Consider the following 19,740-nt stretch of genomic DNA (forward strand, 5'->3'; position numbering starts at 1 on the left):
GGACTGCAGTTTTATGCGGTATTAATCCGCCTTTCGGCGGGCTATCCCCCAGATTCGGGTAGGTTGGCTACGCGTTACGCACCCGTGCGCCACTATTGTTATTGCTAACAACCGTTCGACTTGCATGTATTAGGCCTGCCGCTAGCGTTCATCCTGAGCCAAGATCAAACTCTCCATTGTAAAATATCCTACACCCGTCCGAAGACGGGCTGATGTCGAGTGCTAATCCGACCCGTGTTAACGAGTTCGTGTCGTCGTTCTACGCTTGTATTTTCCTGCTCCCCGCATCGCTGCAGGAAGCCCTTACTATTTGTCTTTTCCAATCATTCAAAGAACGTGTGCCAGCCCCTATTGGGCTAACGCTGCTACTACTTGCGTAATAGAAAACTAATTTTTGAGTTTAAGACTCTCGCTGCTCGACCACCTTCTCCTTCTTTTGTAAGAGTCGGATTGATAACAGTGCGGCGTTGTCTTTTCGTTCAACCCATTCAACTTTTGGCCTCCTGTTGAGACCCTTATTGCGATTGGGAGTGCAAAGATACGTGAAGTTTTTATTAATCAAAAGCCGGGGGTGATTATTTTCATTGAAATGCCAGCCAACTGCTAGCTGGAAGCAGGTATCTGCCAGATAAAGATGCTGTAAGGGTATTGAAAAAAAATTGATGTGTTTGAATGGCTGCTGCCACAGCTGATAATTGTGTGGCTACGGTAATCGGGTGCAGACTTGTTTTGTTGGAATAGCCGACTGTTTTGGTGATTTCGGCAACGCATTCAAAGCAGGTAGTTCTACGATGTAGTGGAGGAGCCGTGGTGTGGAGTGGGGGATTTGTAGCGAGCGGGTAGTGGCAGGTTCCTAAGGGAGATAACTATTCAGTGTAGTTCTCGTTCAAGACGTCCCTGCTTTATTATTAACTTCCTTCCCTTCCACAACCCAACAAAAAAGGCCCGTTCCATTTGGAACGGGCCTTTTTTGTTGGGTTGTGAGAAAGTCTCATTATGGAGTAATGGGTTCTTCCTGGACAAGACTACTTTTTGTGTACTTGTTTGAGGCTGTGCCGTACTTCTTTGTGGGCGGTCTTCATGTATGCTTTGAGGCGCTGCTTGCGGGCGATTACGATAACCTGGGCATTGGCCAAGTTTACGGTTGACTCAGCTGCCGAAGCGTTCAGGGTCATGTTCTCATCGGCGTAGCCTGCGTACGTTACTCGGGCGAGCAAGGGGCCGGCGTTAGCGGGCACTACAAACTCAAATTCGCCTTCGGCGTTCGTGACGGCCATTTGCTTGGTGCTGGCAAGGATGACTACGGCACCTGGCAATACACCAGCGGGGTTGGTGATGGTGCCGGTCAAAACGATTTTTTCGCCTGATTCCCTTTTTGGGGCGTCAGGGGCCTTGTCATTGGTGCGACCAGTTGGGAAGGTGGTGTTGCTAGCGAGAAGCTCTTGAGCGCTGACATTGCGGAAGGTGAACAGCGAAAGGACGGCGATGAGAGCGGCGAAATGACGCATGATGAGCTGTGTTTAAATTTTGTATTTGAATGATGCAAATCTAGAGATGAGAGGAGTCTCGCATTTGCACCACTCGGTTAAAGACTATAATTCACCGGTGAACAGCTTGATTTTCCACCGCAATAGTCGTTGGACTGAGTTGGAGGGGAAAACGTCATTTCCTTGCCAGATACTGTTCCGCATCTGGCAAGGAAATGACACCTTTTGGGTAGCGTGAGGAAGCGTTTAGCCAGTTATGAATTTTGGGCCGCTTTCATGCCGGATATTGTTGTGTGCCTCCAATTATGCCCTCTACCTTTCTGCTTTCGGTTCCTCTTGATTCTAACGAGGACTTGGCCCAACATCAGCAGCGAAATGCCGAGTTGTTCTGCGCTCTGCGTAATGCGCTTGATACTGATTTGGGGAGAGAGTCAATGGCTCTGCTGACCAGTTTGTTGCCGGAGGGGATAATGATGCTTGATGCGATTGGAAGCATTGTGGTGCTCAACGAGCAATTCTTTACGCTGTATGGACTGCCCGATGAGCCGGCCACCTGGTTGGGGCGTGAGGGAAATGAACTGCTGGCGTACGTGCAGACCCAAAGACTGACGTGTGATACTGCTTTGACACGTGCCACAGGCCAGCAACCGGGTAATGCGTTGGGGGTTCCTAATGAATTGGTAAGGCTGCGCGATGGGCGTGTATTGGCGTGTGACGTGGTGGTAGGCGAGCGGGTGGAGGCTGGACAGCCATACCGGATGCTGGGCCTGCGCGATGTGAGCGAGCAACGGCGGATAAACCAAGTGGAAGCCATTGCTGGCATTACACATCAGAATCCTAATCCATTATTACAGCTTGCTGCTTCCGGGCGGCAGCAATATGCCAATGAAGCGGCCCAGGCGCTGGGGAAGGGACTCACGCGCGCCACTCGGTTGAATGGGATGCGGCGGTTGCGGGACTTGGCGGCCCGAGCAATGGCGGCGGGCACTGCACAGTGTGAAGAAGGGCAGCTTGAAGGGCAGTGGTTTAGTGTGCAGGGGGTGCCGGTTGCTGCCGGGGGCTACGTGAATTTGTACGTGGTTGAAATAACTGCGCGGGTACAGGCCGAGCAGCAACTGCAAAAGCAGCAGCGCTTTTACGAAACCATACTGCACGAATTGCCTGCTGAAGTGTTTGTGGTGGATCCGGAGTACCGCTACCGCTTTGCGAACCCCACGGCCGTGCCCGACGCTGAACTGCGGCAATGGATGTTGGGCCGCACCAACGCCGAGTACAGTACCCGCCGCGGTTACCCTACCACTGTGGTGGAAAAGCGGCAGGCCGAACTAGCCACTGTGCTGGAGCGCCGCCAACGCCACGAGTGGGTGGAAACGCTTGGCAGCGCCGACGAACTACGCTACATGATGCGCCGCCTGCAGCCCGTGCCTGAGGGTGGGGAGGCCGTGGGGCTGGTTATTGGCTACGGGCTTGATATTACGGCGCAGGAAATAGCGCGGCGCGAGTTGCGGGAGCAGCAGGAGTTTACGCAGAGCATACTGGATGCCAGCCCGAGCGTGATTTACGTGCGCAACGCGGAGCATGAAATTATCTTCGAAAACCACGCCATGCAGGCCATTCGGGAGGCAACCCGCCATCTGACCGGTGAGGCGCTGGCGCCGGATAGCGTGGAAGCCAAAGAAAAGGCTAAGCTGGCCGACCACGACTTGCAGGTGCTGCGCAGTGGCTGCGAACTGACGGTGGAGGAGACGCTAACGCAGCGCGACGGTTCGGTGCGGGTGTTTCAGACGGTGAAAAGGCCCTTGCTCCGGCCCGATGGCAGCGTGCATGTGTTGGGTGTAAGCACGGATATTACGGCTGTTAAGGAGGCACAGCAGACGTTGGAGCGCAGCGAAAAACAGTACCGGGACCTGATGACTTACGCGCAGGCCTTGATTTGTACCCATGCCCTGGACGGGACCGTGCTGACGGCCAATCCGGCCCTGGCCGAACTACTGAATATGCCGGTGGCCGACATAGTGGGGAGCAACGTGGCTGACGTGATGACAACGGAAGACCGTGCCGCGTTTGCTACTTACCTGGGCCATATCAGTGCTATGCACGAAGATGCGGGGGTGCAGCGGGTGCGGCCCCGCGGCAGCCAGGAATTGCGCTACCTGCTGTACCGCAACCTGATGGTGAGCGAGCCTGGCCAGGAACCTTACGTGATTTCGCATTCGCACGACATCACCGAGCGCATTGCGGCCGAACGGGAAATGAAGCGCGCCAAGGAAGCGGCCGAATCGGCGGCGGTGGCCAAGGAAAACTTTCTGGCCAACATGAGCCACGAAATCCGCACGCCTCTGAATGGCATTCTGGGCATGGCCAGCCAGCTGGGCAAAACACTACTCGACTCACGCCAGAAGGAGTTTCTGCGCATGATTCGCACCTCGGGCCAGCACCTGGTCAGCGTTATAAACGACGTGCTGGACATGGCTAAAATCACGTCTGGAAAGCTGGGTTTTGAGCAGGTGAATTTCAACCTGCGCGAGTCGATGACGCAGGCAATGCAGCCGCTGGCTTTGCAGGCCCAGGAGAAGGGGCTGTCTTTCGGCTATGCGCTGCTGCGCGACGACTGCGACTACCCGTGGGTGGTGAGCGACCCGTACCGCCTCAATCAAATCCTTATCAATCTGGTGGCCAATGCCATCAAGTTTACCTCGCGCGGCGGAGTTACGGTGGTGGGCCGGCAGCTTGCGGCCAGCGCCACACACATCACGGTGGAATTCAGTGTGACCGATACGGGCATTGGCATCGAGTCTAATAAGCAGGTACACATTTTCGAAGACTTTACTCAGGCATATGCCGATACGACCCGGCAGTTTGGCGGTACCGGGCTGGGGCTGAGCATTAGCCGGGCGCTGGTGGAGCAACTGGATGGGGTGCTCACGTTGCGCAGCGCGCCGGGGGAGGGGAGCACGTTTGCCTTCTCTCTGACCCTGCCCAAGGCCGAAGTGCCCGTGGAGGTGGCCGCGCCACTGGGGGAGTTCAATACCGGGGCGCTGATGGGCCTGGTGGTGCTCCTGGTGGAAGACAACGAGATAAACCGTGAGGTAGCCCGTTTTATGCTGGAGGACTGGGGCGTGATTCTGGAGGAGGCCGTGGACGGGGAGCAGGGCCTACAAATGTTAAAGGAAAACGCCTACGATGTGGTGCTAATGGACATTCAGATGCCGGGACTGAATGGGGTGGAAGTGACGCGGGCCGTGCGCCAGCTGCCCGACCCCCGGCGCGCCCAGGTACCCATTCTGGCCCTCACAGCGAATGCGTTTCGGGAAGACAACGAGCGGTACCGCGCTGCGGGCATGGACGACTGCCTGGCTAAGCCCTACGAGGAACAGGAGCTCTACCACAAAATGGATGCCCTGCGCCGCATCCGCCGCGCTGCATTGCCCTACGACCTGACCAAGCTGCGCGCCATGGCGCACGGCCGCGAAGATTTTGTGGCCCGAATTATCCGTTCTTTTCTGGCGAACACGCCCGGCAGCCTGGTGCAAATGCAGGACGCCGCCATGGTGCAAAACTGGCCGAAAGTGGCAGAACTGGCCCACCACATAAAGCCCAATCTGCTGGCGCTGAGCGTAGCCGATGCCGCAGGCCCGATGGCCATTCTGGAGAAGGCCCCACAAGCTGGCCTCGCCACTGCTGAACGGCCGGCCATGGTAGCCCAGCTGGTGGTGCTGGTGACACGGGTGCTGGCCCTGTTGCCCGGCGAATTGCCCGCGGCAGAATAGGGGCCAGCCAAGCCGGCGCTACGCGCCGCGCAGGCGGCGGTAAAACCCTTCCTGGTAAGATTTGCTCACGGGGATTTCGTGCTTGCCAAAGCCCAGTATATGGTCCTCTACGGCGTCGATGCGCTTGGTATTGACAATGTACGAGCGGTGCACGCGGGCAAATTGGGTAGCGGGCAGCCGCGATTCCAAGACCTTGAGCGTGCTGTAGACGATGAGCTTTTGCTTGTCGAGCACAAGTACGGAATAGTCGGACAGGGCTTCGATGTAGAGTAGCTCGGCGTAGTTGACGCGCACAATCTTCTTGTTGACTTTCACGAACAGGTGTTGGTCGTGGGGGAGGGCAGCGGGGCGGGGGCGGGCTCGGGGTGGAGAGAGGCCGCGCGGTTGGCCTGCACGCGTTGCACGGCCTGCAGCAAGCGGGGAAACTCCACGGGCTTCACGATGTAGTCGGTGACGTGCAGGTCGAAGGCGGTGAGGGCAAAGTCGCGGTGGGAAGTTACCAGCACAATGTCGGGCTGCGGCGTGGGCAGGATGCGCACCAGGTCGAGGCCCGAAAGCAGGGGCATTTCAACATCCAAAAAAGCAATATCAACTTTGCCACCCTGGTGAAAGAATGCCAGGCAATCGACGGCGTTGCTGAACGAGGCTACCAGCTCCAATTCGGGCGTGAGGCCGATGAGGTGCTCCAGGGTCAGACGGTTCATTTCGTTGTCGTCGACGAGGAGGCAAGTGAGCTTGGCGGAGGGAGTCATGGCGGCGAGAAAGTACCTGTTTGCAGAATGGCGAAAGAATAAGGGAAGCGCTGGGGCAGGCGTCGCGTACCAGCTGGTAGCTAGCATCTTATTCGTTAATCATACGGCTTGAGAATACAAACTAGATTCCGCCAAACTCTTGGTGCACTATTAGTTCGTTCAACCTCGATAATCGGGTGGTGAACAGGGGTTTTCGGCTGGTTAAAATAATGAATTTTGCGCTTCGACGCTGAGCGGTATAGGCCGCTCGGTGGCCTGGACGAAAGCAGGAGTTGCTGGCTGGCCCTGCAGGAATGACCCCCTCAACTCCCTGGCTGCGCGTGCAAGCGGCGCTGGCAAAGTAGCTTCGTGGGCCTGATGAGCAAAATCAACTAGCAGGCGCCTCACTTTATGGGAAAGTTCAGCTTGCGACAGCTTCTTACATCGGGCCGGTATCAATGGCGCAGCCGGTTGGTTTGGGTGGGCCTGCTGCTGGGCGGCGCCGCAGGCGCACAGGGGCAGTCTGCCCCGGCCACGCCCGTAACCGCCGTGCCGGTGCTCCTGCGGCCTGCCGCCGTGTTCGACGGGCGCGACCTGCACCAAGGCTGGGCCGTGCTGGTAGAAAACGATAAAATAACGGCCGCAGGCCCGGCCGCCCAAGTGAGCTTGCCCGCAGGCGGGCGCACCATGGACCTTCCTGGCCTTACCCTGATGCCCGGCCTGATTGAGGGCCACGCACATATGCTGCTGCACCCCTACAACGAAACTCCCTGGAACGACCAGGTGCTGCTGGAGTCGCACGCGCTACGGGTGGCTCGGGGCACAGTACATGCGCAGCGCACGCTGCTGGCGGGCTTCACCACGGCCCGCGACCTGGGCAGCGAGGGCGCCGGCTACGCCGATGTGGGTCTGAAGCAGGCCATTGACCAAGGCATTATTCCCGGGCCGCGCCTGTTAGTAGCTACGCTGGCGCTGGTGGCCACGGGCAGCTACGGTCCCAAGATGGCCACCGACATTGACGTGCCCCAAGGTGCCCAAGAGGCCGACGGCGTGGATGGCATTGTGCGTGCCGTCCGGGAGCAAATTGGCAAGGGCGCCGACCTTATTAAGGTGTATGCTGATTACCGCTGGGGACCCAATGGCACGGCCCAGCCCACTTTCTCACTGGAAGAGCTGACGCTCATTGTGCAGACGGCGCGCTCGGCAGGCCGGGGCGTGGTGGCGCACGCCTCCACGGTAGAAGGCATGCGCCGTGCCACGCTGGCCGGTGTCGAAACCATTGAGCACGGCGACGATGGCAACGCCGAAATATTTAAGCTGATGAAACAGCGCGGCGTGGCGCTGTGCCCCACCGTGGCCGCCGGCGACGCCATTGCGCAGTACCGCGGCTGGAAAAAAGGCCAGGACCCTCAGCCACCGCGCATCAAGCAGAAACACACAAGCGTGCAGGCGGCCCTGAAAGCTGGCGTGACCTTGGTTATGGGTGGCGATGTGGGCGTGTTTACCCACGGCGACAACGCCCGCGAGATGGAGCAACTGGTGCAGGACTTTGGCCTCACGCCGCTGCAGGTGTTGCGCCAGGCTACGAGCGGCAACGCCCAGATTTTTCATCTGGCCGACCGCGGCAGCATTCGTCCCGGCCTGCTGGCCGACCTGGTGGCCGTGACCGGCGACCCCACCCAGGACATTGCCGCCGTGCGCCAGGTACGCCTGGTAATGAAGGGCGGTGTGCTATATAAACAACCCTGATTTTAACGGTGAGTGGTAAACGGTTAGTGGTGAAAGGGTAACGCTTCGACACTAGTCACTCACCTCTAACATCTCACCGTTAATGACTTATTGGATGCGGCGCACGCTGCTGCCGCCACTGCTGGACTTGGCCAGGCGGGCGTTGCCTTTGTAGCGAATGTCGCTGCCACCGGACGCGCTGGTGGAAATCTCCTCCTCGACGTGGACGTTGACGTCGGAGCCACCGCTGGCATTCACGCTGGCGGAAGCGCTTTTCAGGTTGAAGCCGTTGTAGTCGGAGCCGCCGCTTACGTCTATTTTCTGGCGCTCTGCGCTGCCCGCCAAGGTAATATCGCTGCCGCCTGAAGCCTGAATGGTGAGCATTTTGGCATTGAGGGAAAGCGTAACGTCGCTGCCGCCGCTGGCAATAATCCGAAAATTATCGGCTGAGAAGCTGGATTCGCCTTTGGCATCGGCCCCACCGCTAAGGGACAGGCCGGTAAGCTTAGGGCAGGCAATGTACACCACGGTCTTGCGTTTGCTGCTTAGCAGGTTGCGCACGGAGTAGTTGCGCTCCCAGCCAATTTCCAGGGTGTTGCCATTTACGGTGGTGAGCAGGTGTTCCTGGGCTTCGGCGGCGGCTTCTACTACCACCGAGGTGCTGGCGCCCTGGGTTAGCACAACATCGATGCCGCCGCTGGAACTGACTTGTTGGAAGGTGCCCACCTGGCGCGGCTGCTTCACCTGGGCTTGTGCGGTGCAGGAGGCAAACGAAATGGCGACCACGGCCGCAGTAAGAAAGTAGGTATTCATGGTGCAAGCAGAAAAAAGGTATGATGTATGGATGCCAGAACGGAACGTGTGGTTGCCTGGGCTCCCTAATTTACCAAAGCCTTGCGGAAAAGTACCAAGTGCTTCATGTTGGTAAAAGCAGAAAAAGGGTCAGCAACACCTATATTATGCGGTGCTGCTGACCCTCTGCCGAAACCTATGCCAACCGGCTAATCCCGCTTGCCCTTGAGCATGGTTTTGAGCGCGGAAAGCTCGTCGCGCAGCTTGGCGGCTTGCAGGAAGTCAAGTTCCTTGGCAGCGGCTTCCATCTGCTTTTCGGTGGTTTTAATGAGCTTTTCCAGCTCCGTGCGGTTCATCATGGCCACCACGGGCTCGGCGGCCAGGGCCAAGGCGGCGCCATCGGAGTCGGGGCCGGCGTAGGCCTGGTTGTCGAGCACGCGGTAATCGGACAGCGACGTCTGGCCCATGATTTCGGCGTGGCTCTTGCGCACGGTGCGCGGCGTGATGCCGTGCTCCTCGTTGTAAGCGGCCTGGGTGGCACGGCGCCGGTTGGTCTCGTCAATGGCCCGCTGCATGGAGCCGGTCATGCGGTCGGCGTACATGATGACCTTGCCGCGGTCATTCCGCGCGGCGCGGCCCATGGTCTGAATCAGGCTGCGCTGGTCGCGCAGGAAGCCTTCCTTGTCGGCGTCGAGAATGGCCACCAGACTCACTTCGGGCAGGTCGAGGCCTTCGCGCAGCAAGTTCACGCCAATCAGTACGTCGATTTCGCCCAGCCGCAGCTTGCGCAGAATCTCCACGCGGTCCAGCGTTTTCACGTCGGAGTGCACGTATTCTACCTTGATGCCCAGGCGGTCCATGTACTTGCTCAGCTCCTCGGCCATGCGTTTGGTGAGAGTGGTCACCAGCACCCGGTCGCCCATTTTCACGCGGTTGTCCACCTCGTCCAGCAAGTCGTCAATCTGGTTGATGCTGGGGCGGATGTCGATTTCGGGGTCGAGCAGACCCGTGGGGCGAATAATCTGCTCCACCACCACGCCATCGGCCTGGGCCAGCTCGTAGTCCGAGGGCGTAGCCGATACGAACACGGCCTGCCGGTACATGCTTTCGAACTCGTTGAACGTCAGCGGCCGGTTGTCCAGGGCTGAGGGCAGGCGGAAACCATATTCAATGAGGGCCGTTTTGCGGCTGCGGTCGCCGCCCCACATGGCCCGGATTTGGGGCATGGTGGCGTGGCTCTCGTCCACTACCAATAGGTAGTCCTGGGGGAAATAGTCGAGCAGGCAGAACGGCCGCGAGCCCGGCGTGCGCCCATCAAAATAGCGCGAGTAGTTCTCGATGCCGGAGCAGTAGCCCAGTTCCCGAATCATCTCCAAATCGAATTCGGTGCGCTCCATGATGCGCTTGGCTTCGGAGTCGCGGCCTTCTTTTTCGAAGTACGCATGCTGTAGCACCATGTCGTCCTGAATTTGCTTGATGGCAGAGTTCAGCGTGTCCTTGCCGGTCACAAACAGGTTGGCAGGGTACAGGGCCACGCCGTTGGCTTCGTCGCTCAGCTTCTTGCCGCTCACCGGGTCAATCTTGTGCACCGACTCGATTTCATCGCCAAAAAAGTAGATGCGGAAGGCGTGGTCGGCGTAGGCCGGAAACACGTCCACGGTGTCGCCCTTCACTCGGAACGTGCCGCGGGTGAACTCCACCTCGGTGCGCGAATACAGAATCTGGACGAACTGATAGAGCAGGTTGTTGCGCGTGTAGCGCATGCCCGGCTTAAGGAAAATGACGTTTTTGGCAAATTCCTCGGGGTTGCCAATGCCGTAGATGCACGACACCGAGGCGATGACGATGATGTCGCGCCGGCCGCTGAGCAGGGTGGAAGTAGTGTGCAGCCGCAGCTTCTCAATTTCCTGGTTGATGGCCAGGTCTTTTTCAATAAAGACATCGGTGCTGGCGATGTAGGCTTCCGGCTGGTAGTAGTCGTAGTAGCTGATGTAGTACTCGACAGCGTTATTCGGAAAAAACGCCTTGAATTCGCCGTAGAGCTGCGCGGCCAGCGTTTTGTTGTGGCAGAGCACCAAGGCCGGCTTGCCGGTTTGGGCAATGACGTTGGCCATGGTGAAGGTTTTGCCGGTGCCGGTGGCCCCGAGCAGCACCTGGGCGTGCTCGCCGTTGTTCACGCCCTCCACGAGTTTGGCAATGGCCGTGGGCTGGTCGCCGGTCGGCTTAAATTCAGAGGTCAGTTGGTACTCCATGCAACGCGAAAGGTAGGCCGAAAAGGTCAGCCTGACTTAACCGCAAACCAGTATTTTGGGTTTCGTCGGAATTGAATTAGGCTTATGTGATAGAACAACAACGCCCCGCCTTATATAAGGTGGGGCGTTGTTTTCAGAATGCTTTTGGGCTGCTAGCGGCCAAACCCCACGCTGGCTTCCAGGCCAAAGGTGTAGGGGCGGCTTTGGGCAAAATAGCTTTGTGCGGGGTTCGCGTTCAGGGGCACGAGGCCAAGCTCGGCCACGGGGGCCAGGGTGAAGGCCCAGCCGCCCAGCTCTGGGCGGTACTGGGCGCCGGCAGCGCCACGAATGCTGCCCAGCACCCGGCGATACGGCGTGCCCGCCGAGGCCAGCGAGTACGTCCGGGTGGCTTCGGGGCTGCCTTCTACTTCGCTGCGCACGCCTAGCAAAGCGCTGACCACGCCGCCAAGGCGCCCATATAAGCTCCAGCCACGTTTTTCAGCATTGCTGTAGCTCAGGCTCACCGGAATGCCGGCCGTGCGGTAGCGGAAGCTGGTGGTGCGCATGCCCCCGGTGCTAAACTGGCCAAGGTCGAGGAGCTGCTCGCCGACAAAGGCGGACGTGGAAGACGAATTGGCGGAGGCCTGTGCAAACTCGGCGCCGGTGTTGAGGGACCAATTGCCGGTGAGGTGGCGCTTGGCTACCAGCGCAATGCGCTGGCTGAAGCCAGGGCGCAGGTTGTTGCGGTACTCGGTGGCAGCGGCTTCGGTCAGGGCCGGGGAGTCGGCGCCCAGGGCGGGGTTATAAGCGTAATCAGCGCCCACGCCCTCGCGGGAAAAGTTGATGTTGGGATTGAAGGTTCCAGCAGCGTAGCTGGCACCGTACTGCCACTTACGGTCAGTAACGGCCACTGCTGGCGCGGTTTCGGCAGGCAGGGGGAGAGAGGCCAAGCCATTGGGCAGGGCAGCGGGAGCAGTGAGTGCGAGAGAAGTGGAAGTAGGCGCAAGCAGGCCCACCTGCCCAGGCAGTGCAGCAGAACCAGCTGGCACGAAAGCAGCCGCCACAGTGGCCGAACTGGCGGCCGGTACGCCACTAGAAACACGGGGGGCAGCAACGGTCGCCACATTGGCGGCGGCGGCACCAGCAAGATTTTCGGTGCCACCCAGGCTTTGTGCTTGGTTGCCAGCGGCAGGAACTGCCGCAGTAGCTATTGCGGCCCGGGTTTTTCCAGCGGTTTCTTGGCTAGCGGTGCCGCCAGCCGGGCTGCTATCGGCTGTGCCAGCGCTGGCCACCTCATTCGAAGTGGTGGTGCTGGCTGCCAAGCCATCTTCCAGGCCGATGCGCACCGAGGAAGCACCAAAATCAGTTTGCGGCCGGACCGTACGACCAGCTTGCCCTGAAGACGACGCTATTTCTGCGGCACTGCGGGCTTTAGCCGCCTGCGTGGCGTTCACATCGCCGTAGGCAGAATGAGACGCCCCGGCGCTGCCGGCGCCTACCTTTTCAACTGCTGCCACGGAAGCTGAGCTTTGGTTGGCAAGGTTGCCACTGGCTGGTTTGGTAGCGGTAGCGCGCGTGGCTACTTCCGGGCCCACCAAGCCGGACCCACCCTGGACCCACCAGCCGGTGCCGGCCAGCGTGGCCAGCCCCAGGCTGGCCGCGGCTACCCAACGCGTGGCTACCAGGCGGCGGCGGTAGGTTTCGTTCTGGCGCAGGAGCAGGGAGTTGTCGATGTGGTCCCAGAGCATGGGGCGCGGTGGCACCGCGGCTTCTTCCCCCAAGTGGTGGCGGAACAAGTCCTCTAAGCTGCCGGTGGGTTTAGGCGTAGAATTTTTATCGATAGGATTAGTTGACATGGCGGGTTGGAGTGCCAAGGCGCTCCAGTTTAGTTTGTAAGATTACCCGGGCCCGGGAATATTGCGATTTGCTCGTGCCCTCGGTGATGCCTAATAATTCTCCGATTTCTTTATGGGTATAGCCTTCGATGGCGTAGAGATTGAAAACCATGCGGTAGCGCGGCGCGAGCTCCCGCACCATCTCCAGCAGCTCCTGGAAATTGTAGTTGCTAAGGGTGTATTCTTCACTGGCCAGGGTTTCGGGGTAGTCGCCGTCGCTCACTGCCACCAGGGAGGCATTGCGGCGGTGCTGGCGCAGAGCGGCGTTCACCATAATACGGCGAATCCAGAATTCCAGCGGGCATTCGCGGCGGAAGCTGGCCAGGGTGCGGAACACCGTGAGGAAGCCTTCCTGCAGCACGTCTTCGGCTTCAAAAGTGGTTTGGGCGTAGCGCATGCACACGGCCATCATCTTGCCGGCGTACTTCTCATATAGCAGCTTCTGGGCTAGCTGGCGGCCGCGCAGGCAGCCGTCAATCAGCTCGGCTTCGGTGGGCGGGCTGGTCGGGGCCGCGCTGCGGCTGGCGGTGAGGCGCGGCGCCGTGGGCGGCTGGTCGGGCAGCACGTCGTCGGCGCCAAAGGCAAACCACGTGGCGGGACTCATGCCAAAAGCCGGGCACCCGAGCCGGTGGGGAAACTGGTAGAGAAGGTCATTTTTTGCAGCATAGAAAGGCAAGAGAAGCGCACACAACCGGGCCCGGAGGTGGCCGCAGCATGGGGATGCACCAATAGGCCGAATGGTTGCAACAACTTTCTAAAAACGCCAGTCACAAGCAAAGAAGTAGGAAGATACCAGCAGGTCTCCGAAGGTAAAAGCTGCACCGCCAACAGCACGCTAAACAACTCATCATCCTCATTTAAGGTATAGGGTTGATGCAGTTGGGCCCATCCTGATACTGACAGTTTTTGAGCAGAATTAGGCCCGCTGGCTGGGCTGCTCATGGCTGGTGAACTCTACCGGGCGTTTCCGTGCCAGATGTCCCAAGCAGCCTCAGCTTGCAGGCACAGCATCTCAAAGCCGTTCTTCACGTGCGCGCCGGCCTCCTTCCCTTTGGCCATAAATAGAGTTTCGGTGGGGTTATACACCAGGTCGTATAAGTAGTGTTGCTCCGTGAGGGCCTCATACGGCAGGCGCGGGCACTCCGCATTGTTGGGAAACGTGCCCACCGGCGTGGCGTTAATAATGAGCGCGTGGGCGGCCAGCAGCTCGGGCGAAAGGTCCTCGTAGGTGAGGCCGGGCCCGAGCCGGCCGCGCGTCACGTTCCAGTACGGAATGCCCAACTCGCGCAGTGCCACTTCCACGGCTTTGGCAGCACCGCCGGCGCCCAGAATAAGAGCGCGGCCCCCCTCGCCCCGAATGGGAAAGAAGGTGCGCAAGGAATCTCGGAAACCTACGTAGTCGGTGTTATGCCCCACCAGCCGGCCATCGGAGGTGCGCTCAATAACATTTACGGCACCCACGCGGCTGGCTGAGGCGGCCAACTCGTCGAGATAGGTAACCACCGCTTCCTTGTAAGGCACGGTTACGTTCAGCCCCACCAGGTTGGGCTGGGCGGCCAACAAGCCGGGCAGCTCCCCAATAGTGGCCAGCTCAAAAAGGTCGTATTGATGCTCTTTCAGCCCCAGAGAATAGAATTTCTGCGTGAAATAAGTCTGGGAGAACGAGTAGTTGAGGGTACGGCCAATAAGCCCAAACTGGCGCATGTGCGGGTAGAAATTGAAGACGGGGGTGTTCAAAATAAAACCAAAAAAGGCGCCCCGAACAGCTGTTTGTCGGGGCGCCTTTTTCATCGAATTGCGATTCCGGGATTACGCTGGCGTCGTGCCAGCGCCCCAATCAGCTGCTTGTTTGCCTGTGTGGCTTGGGCATCAACTAGACCTCGGTAGCGGGCTGCGGACCGAATTTGCTTTTCAGGAACGACCAGAGCGGTGGCATTATCGAAACGAGGATGATGCCGTAAATAACCAGCGTGAAGTTTTTCTGAACCCAGGCAAAATTGCCGAAAAAGTAGCCTGCCAAGGATAATGAAATCACCCAGATGGCAGCCCCAGCCAGGCTGTAGGTAACAAAGAACCGATAGGTCATGGTGCCTACTCCGGCCACAAATGGGGCAAACGTGCGCACAATGGGCACGAAGCGCGCCATGATAATGGTCTTGCCGCCATGCTTGGCATAAAACGCCTGGGTCTGGTCCAAGTACTTGCGGTTCAGAAACTTATAGTTCTCGCGGAATACCCTGGGCCCTAAGTAGTCGCCTACAAAGTAATTGAGGTTGTCGCCAATAAAAGCGGCCGCCATCAGCAGCGGGATGAGGATGAAGATGTTGAGCAACGGCGCGCCCGTGTCGGCGTTGGGCTGGGCTGCCAGCGTGCCGGCCACAAAGAGCAACGAGTCGCCGGGCAGGAAGGGAAACACAATAACCCCCGTCTCGGTGAAGACGATGAGGAATAGAATAAGGTAAACCAAGTTGCCATAGTCGTGCACCAACAGCTTGAGGTGCACATCCAGGTGCAAAACGATGTCGAAAAAATGCTTGATGAGTTCCATGCCAGGCGTAAGTGAAGTGCAAAGAAAACGGAACGAAGCTGAAGTGCCGGCGTCTAAGCTGCTATGTGCCTGAAAAGTGCCCAGTACTGGCTGCGGCCGCACTCGTGCCCGCTCCTATATCATTCTGCTACTGTCCCATACCCACCGCCTGCCTTTATCTCCCCCAATTACGTGGGTATCTCTTTGATAAGCAGGGCCACGCCCGTACCTTTGCACGGCCTAAGCTACTGCCGAGGCTATGCGTGGGAGACTGCTTTCTTAATTTCCGCCTGAAACACCACGTCCTGCCCGGAATACCACCGGGCACCGGGCACTTCAGCGCTTATCCCCTCCAAAATAAAACTGGAAAAGTACTCACTTATCCAAAAGGTGGCACGACTCATGATGGGAAGTACACTGCAGGGAGTCAGTGTACAATCAGTAGCCATTTTAGATTTTACCACTATCACTATCCTTCGTGTTTGCGCTTGCCCAACCTCAACCGTAAAGTTGTCGTTGCAGGATTGAAAATATACCCGTAAGATGATTGTTTATCAAGGAGGTGACTGGTGGCGCGCGTTGCGACATTTTCAGACTTCCACTGTTATTCGCCTGTTGCTGAAACGCGTGGCCTTGGTGGGCTTGTACGGGAGCGTTATTGCGGTTACCAGTCTCGATTTTCATACCCTGAACGTTCGGATTGGCCGCGAGTACCTATCCATCTTGGGTATTCTGCTCAGCTTGCTGTTGGTGTTTCGCACCAATACTGCTTATGACCGCTACTACGAAGGCCGCAAGGTGTGGGGCGTGCTGGTGTCGCAGTGCCGGGGCCTGGCCATGGAAATGAACGCCCTGCTGCCCCGCGAGGCCAAATCAAGCCGGCGCTACTTCGCTGCCCTCATTTCCAACTTTCCCATTGCGGTAGAAGGCAGCCTGCGCAACAAGGTACGCTTCGATAAAATGGAGGCCACACCCGACATCATCGAACGTCTTCAAAAAGCCGAAAGCGTAGCTTCCACCATCATTGCCGTGCTCATGGAAAGCGTGGAGCAACTGCGGCAGGTACAGATTTTCGACCCCATTCACCTCATCAACATCAAGCAGCACTACTTGAGCATGATGGCAGTGAACGGTACCTGCGAGCGCATCAAGGCCACACCCATTCCGTATTCTTACAGTTTCTTTATTAAGTGCTATATCACCATATTTATCATGATAATGCCCTTGGTGCTGGTGGACTCCTGTGGCTGGTGGATGGTTCCCATTACCATGATTGGGGCCTATGCCATGCTGGGACTGGAAATGATTGGCAATGAAATCGAGAATCCGTTTGGGTACGACAGCAACGATTTGCCCATCACCCAACTCTCCAATAAAATCCGCGTCAGTGTCCATGACTTGCTGGGAGTAGAGCTTCCAGCCGAGAAAAAGGCATTGGCCTCAGTTCCTTATAGCATAGTGCATTAAACGTGCACCGGTGCTGGTTCAACGAGCTGGGAGTCGTGTAGAACGAAAGCTTTTGGTATTTGATTTTATATCTGATTTGGATTGTTTTGCAAAAGTTTTTAAATTTTTCAGTAGTAGTAGACCTTTTTTTACCTCATGCGTATATGCGCCTCATTACGACTTGATACGTCATTTCCTTCCTGTTTTCATCCAATTTCCATATCCATGCAAACTTTAACCTTTACTCAAAAGCTGTTGCGACAGCGAAGCTTTTTCAACTTCCTCATTCCGCTCCTTGCCGTCTTTGTCGGCTTGGGGGCGTCGCAGACGGCGTTGGCCCAGTCGTCAACGGTTGACTTTCGCAATGTGATTGTCACCTACGGAACTAGTGCTGCCACACAGACTACCAACACGTTTGATGCTGTTGCGACCCGACCTGGTGCAACCGGTACCCCACCTCCTGCCACTGCGAGCGGGGGCGCTATTTTTGATGGAACGGACTTTGGTCCGCTTAGCGTTGACGCTGGCCGTTTACTGTTGGAAGGCGGTACCATCGCAATCAGAGAGGATAGCCAAGAGGAATATTTTCAAGCCTTCGTGGTTTTTGGAGTAGCCCCTGGGACACTAGCCGACGCAACTGGCCCTGCTTTCACACAATCGGTCCAGCTTACTCAAACGAGCTATAACAACAGCAGTAAGGTCCGAACTTTTACCCTTAATAATGCCGCTCGTAACATATTGGCGATGGCTATGCAAGGTGGGTCACCTGGCACTGACTACCGCTTTGATATCGGTGTTAGAGCTGTAGGTACTTACACTGGCGGGCCAAAAAGAGGAGAGGACGCTATTATAGGCGCGCAGCGTCGTCGGTCGATGTTTACCGCTACTGGCGTTATTATCACACCTCCCACGCTGACTGGTACTACAGCCCTTATTTCTTCGCCTAGCCTCGGTAATGTTAATTACGATGCTAATAATGTTTCGGCAAACCCCGACTTAGACAACGCATTTCTTGGCCAATACGACGTAAATACTGGCCAGTTATTGCTTAATGGTGGCACGGCTACTACTACCGAGAACGGACCCAACACTGTTAGCAGCGTCATTCTCTACTATCGGGTTCGTTCCTCTACTACTGGTGGTGGTGCTTTCCAATCCATTGCTCTAACCCAAACTTCTATTAATGAAAGTGCTGGTGGCACGCGGACGCGGACATTCAGCCTTTCCAATGCTGCCCGGAACTTGTTGGCAGGTATTGGCACAACGGGCAACTACAATCTTGATGTCTATCTGCAAGCCAGTGGCGTCAACAGCTCCACTAGCCCGAACAGAACCTTTTCTGTGAATGATGACAACGATGGTCAGAATTATATCGCCAATTTCATCGTCAACGGCACTCCTTTCGGCAACACCGTTTGGACTGGTGGGATTAATGATAACTGGTTTGATGCTCGTAACTGGAATAATGGTGTCCCCAATATGAACACGAATGCTACCATTCCCAACTTCCCGAGTGGCACAGCCGTACCATATCCTAACATTTATAGCGACGCTATGCGGCCACCTACAGCCGCAACGACAGAAATTGACTCTGAGGGTAACACCATCAATATTCCTGCCAGCGCCGGCTATGATAACTCCACCAGCGGCAATGCAATGGTACGCAATCTAGTGCTACAAGCTACTTCGCAGCTGGACCGTAGTATCCTGCGCCTGGTAGTGGGGCAATTAGATGTGTTCGGTGATTTTATGAACGAACAGGGTAGCTTTATTCAGCGTGCGGAGCCAGTCATCAGCTTCAAAGGCGGGAACCAAACCATTAGCGGTTCGGCTAACGGCTTTACCAAGGTGGAGATTGACGGTACCCCAGGCAGCATCAAAACCCTTGTTACCAACTTTAACGTCCGCTCCGGCGGCTACCTGAAGTTCATTAATGGCATTTTAGTGACCAACGGTTCTGCTGTAAGCACCAACTTTGTAGAGTTTGCAGGCACACTCACCGACCCTAATACCTCTGTCGTTACGCCTGCCGCCCAATTAATTGGTGAAAATGAGAACAGCTACTTGCGTGGTTACATTAAAACCACTCAAGTTGCTGCTACTGGTGTGCGTCAAAATTTCAGTAACATTGGCCTTGCGCTTACCTTTACGGGTAGTACTGAGCCCGGCGCCGTATTCGTTTCTCGTAATACAACTGGTAACACACCACCATCAGCTTTTGGTGGTGCCTCGCCTAAGCCCGGCATTCGCCGCACGTTCGGTGTGCAGCCTGGCAACGCCGCCGGTGCAAGAGCAAAGATGGAGTTCCGCTATCTCGACAATGAGCTTGTGAATCTGCGACTGAACGATGGCTCCTTCAACGGTAGCGTGGATGAGAACAAGTTATCACTGTATTTATCCACCAATGGCACCAATACATACAGCCAGTTGGGTCGCGATGGCCTTTCGAACAATGTCTTGGTTAAAAATGAGATTACCGCCTTCAATACCTTCACTCTCAGTGAGGCACTGGTCAATCCTCTGCCTGTTACCCTCACTACCTTCAATGCCGAGCGCATGGGCGCCGATGCTTTGATTACCTGGGAGACAGCCTCAGAATTCAACAGCAAAGGCTTCGAGGTTCAGGTTTCGACCGATGGCCAGCAGTTCCGCACGTTGGGTTCGGTGGCCAGCGCCACGGTCAACAGCACCAAGAAAACCAACTATAGCTACGTCGACACGGAAGCTAACAAGGTAGGTACGCGTTACTACCGTCTCCGTCAGATTGACGTAAATGGCAAAGATGCCTTCTTCTCTCCCCGCACGGTGCTGTTCACGGGCAATGCATTGGCTAACGCCATGGTTGCGTATCCAAACCCTATTAATGGCAGCGAATTGCGCTTGGTACTGCAGTCGGTGGTTGCTGGCAAAGGCCAGTTGCGCATCACCGACATTACTGGCCGTGTAATTCGTCAGGAGTCAGTAGAGTTGACCTCCGGTGTTTCCGACCTCTCTATTAAGAACCTCGGTGACCTTAAGGCTGGCATGTACTTGGTTGGCGTGACGCTCCCTACGGGCGAGACGCAGAACCTGAAGATTGTGAAGCAGTAATTGCAGCACAAGGACACAAAAAAACCGGCCTCCTGATGGAGGC

Annotated in this window: 13 protein-coding genes and 1 rRNA gene; 4 read left to right on the top strand and 10 right to left on the bottom strand. The window is 56.9% G+C overall.

Annotation, left to right across the window (positions count from 1 at the left end; all coding sequences use genetic code 11):
* Both BEN48_RS15590 and BEN48_RS15595 read right to left on the bottom strand, forming a co-directional pair.
* Window positions 1–180, bottom strand: a 16S ribosomal RNA gene (locus BEN48_RS15590); the annotation flags it as partial.
* Window positions 181–1,025: 845 nt separating this feature from the next.
* Window positions 1,026–1,508: a carboxypeptidase-like regulatory domain-containing protein gene (locus tag BEN48_RS15595; protein ID WP_070735907.1), complete on the bottom strand. Its 483-nt coding sequence runs from the start codon at window positions 1,506–1,508 to the stop codon at window positions 1,026–1,028.
* Window positions 1,509–2,164: 656 nt separating this feature from the next.
* Between BEN48_RS15595 and BEN48_RS15610 the strand changes: the two genes are divergently transcribed.
* The gene (locus BEN48_RS15610; protein WP_158010218.1) at window positions 2,165–5,257 is read left to right on the top strand and encodes a PAS domain-containing protein; all 3,093 of its coding nucleotides are present in this window, start codon (window positions 2,165–2,167) and stop codon (window positions 5,255–5,257) included.
* An 18-nt stretch (window positions 5,258–5,275) separates the two neighbouring features.
* On the opposite strand, the gene BEN48_RS15615 is transcribed toward BEN48_RS15610, so the two are convergent.
* Window positions 5,276–5,572: a LytR/AlgR family response regulator transcription factor gene (locus BEN48_RS15615; RefSeq protein WP_070735915.1), complete on the bottom strand. Its 297-nt coding sequence runs from the start codon at window positions 5,570–5,572 to the stop codon at window positions 5,276–5,278.
* The gene (locus tag BEN48_RS15620; RefSeq protein WP_070735916.1) at window positions 5,569–6,009 is read right to left on the bottom strand and encodes a LytR/AlgR family response regulator transcription factor; all 441 of its coding nucleotides are present in this window, start codon (window positions 6,007–6,009) and stop codon (window positions 5,569–5,571) included. The genes BEN48_RS15615 and BEN48_RS15620 overlap by 4 nt, the downstream gene beginning before the upstream one ends.
* Window positions 6,010–6,414: 405 nt before the next feature.
* Here BEN48_RS15620 and BEN48_RS15625 point away from each other — a divergent pair, with 405 nt between their 5' ends.
* A complete protein-coding gene (locus BEN48_RS15625; RefSeq protein ID WP_394330937.1) occupies window positions 6,415–7,737 on the top strand; it encodes a metal-dependent hydrolase family protein in 1,323 nt (440 codons plus the stop codon).
* An 87-nt stretch (window positions 7,738–7,824) separates the two neighbouring features.
* Here BEN48_RS15625 and BEN48_RS15630 read toward each other — a convergent pair whose 3' ends face one another.
* The 6 genes from BEN48_RS15630 to BEN48_RS15655 form a co-directional block, all read right to left on the bottom strand.
* A complete protein-coding gene (locus tag BEN48_RS15630) occupies window positions 7,825–8,529 on the bottom strand; it encodes a head GIN domain-containing protein (protein WP_070735917.1) in 705 nt (234 codons plus the stop codon).
* Window positions 8,530–8,717: 188 nt separating this feature from the next.
* The gene (uvrB, locus tag BEN48_RS15635) at window positions 8,718–10,760 is read right to left on the bottom strand and encodes an excinuclease ABC subunit UvrB (RefSeq protein ID WP_070735918.1); all 2,043 of its coding nucleotides are present in this window, start codon (window positions 10,758–10,760) and stop codon (window positions 8,718–8,720) included.
* Between the two features lie 152 nt (window positions 10,761–10,912).
* Window positions 10,913–12,595: a hypothetical protein gene (locus BEN48_RS15640; protein WP_125932689.1), complete on the bottom strand. Its 1,683-nt coding sequence runs from the start codon at window positions 12,593–12,595 to the stop codon at window positions 10,913–10,915.
* Window positions 12,585–13,238, bottom strand: coding sequence for an RNA polymerase sigma factor (locus BEN48_RS15645; RefSeq protein WP_083321144.1), 654 nt, complete (start codon window positions 13,236–13,238; stop codon window positions 12,585–12,587). The genes BEN48_RS15640 and BEN48_RS15645 overlap by 11 nt, the downstream gene beginning before the upstream one ends.
* A 350-nt stretch (window positions 13,239–13,588) precedes the next feature.
* Complete coding sequence (locus BEN48_RS15650) at window positions 13,589–14,371, bottom strand: shikimate dehydrogenase family protein (protein WP_317043714.1); 783 nt, start codon at window positions 14,369–14,371, stop codon at window positions 13,589–13,591.
* A 136-nt stretch (window positions 14,372–14,507) separates the two neighbouring features.
* Complete coding sequence (locus BEN48_RS15655) at window positions 14,508–15,182, bottom strand: DedA family protein (RefSeq protein WP_070735920.1); 675 nt, start codon at window positions 15,180–15,182, stop codon at window positions 14,508–14,510.
* Window positions 15,183–15,704: 522 nt separating this feature from the next.
* Between BEN48_RS15655 and BEN48_RS15660 the strand changes: the two genes are divergently transcribed.
* Together BEN48_RS15660 and BEN48_RS18335 are read left to right on the top strand one after the other, a co-directional pair.
* Window positions 15,705–16,628, top strand: coding sequence for a bestrophin family protein (locus BEN48_RS15660; RefSeq protein ID WP_070735921.1), 924 nt, complete (start codon window positions 15,705–15,707; stop codon window positions 16,626–16,628).
* 204 nt (window positions 16,629–16,832) lie between these two features.
* Window positions 16,833–19,697: a T9SS type A sorting domain-containing protein gene (locus tag BEN48_RS18335; protein ID WP_158010219.1), complete on the top strand. Its 2,865-nt coding sequence runs from the start codon at window positions 16,833–16,835 to the stop codon at window positions 19,695–19,697.
* Window positions 19,698–19,740: the final 43 nt, after the last annotated feature.

Origin of the sequence: Hymenobacter glacialis, assembly GCF_001816165.1 — a bacterium.
Lineage (GTDB): Bacteria > Bacteroidota > Bacteroidia > Cytophagales > Hymenobacteraceae > Hymenobacter > Hymenobacter glacialis.

Bases quoted from the DNA above. Each gene is read 5' to 3' on its own strand.
- BEN48_RS15595 (WP_070735907.1), bottom strand. From the start codon at position 1,508: ATGCGTCATTTCGCCGCTCTCATCGCCGTCCTTTCGCTGTTCACCTTC.
- BEN48_RS15620 (WP_070735916.1), bottom strand. From the start codon at position 6,009: ATGACTCCCTCCGCCAAGCTCACTTGCCTCCTCGTCGACGACAACGAA.
- BEN48_RS15630 (WP_070735917.1), bottom strand. From the start codon at position 8,529: ATGAATACCTACTTTCTTACTGCGGCCGTGGTCGCCATTTCGTTTGCC.
- uvrB (WP_070735918.1), bottom strand. From the start codon at position 10,760: ATGGAGTACCAACTGACCTCTGAATTTAAGCCGACCGGCGACCAGCCC.
- BEN48_RS15640 (WP_125932689.1), bottom strand. From the start codon at position 12,595: ATGTCAACTAATCCTATCGATAAAAATTCTACGCCTAAACCCACCGGC.
- BEN48_RS15645 (WP_083321144.1), bottom strand. From the start codon at position 13,238: ATGAGTCCCGCCACGTGGTTTGCCTTTGGCGCCGACGACGTGCTGCCC.
- BEN48_RS15655 (WP_070735920.1), bottom strand. From the start codon at position 15,182: ATGGAACTCATCAAGCATTTTTTCGACATCGTTTTGCACCTGGATGTG.
- BEN48_RS15660 (WP_070735921.1), top strand. From the start codon at position 15,705: ATGATTGTTTATCAAGGAGGTGACTGGTGGCGCGCGTTGCGACATTTT.
- BEN48_RS18335 (WP_158010219.1), top strand. From the start codon at position 16,833: ATGCAAACTTTAACCTTTACTCAAAAGCTGTTGCGACAGCGAAGCTTT.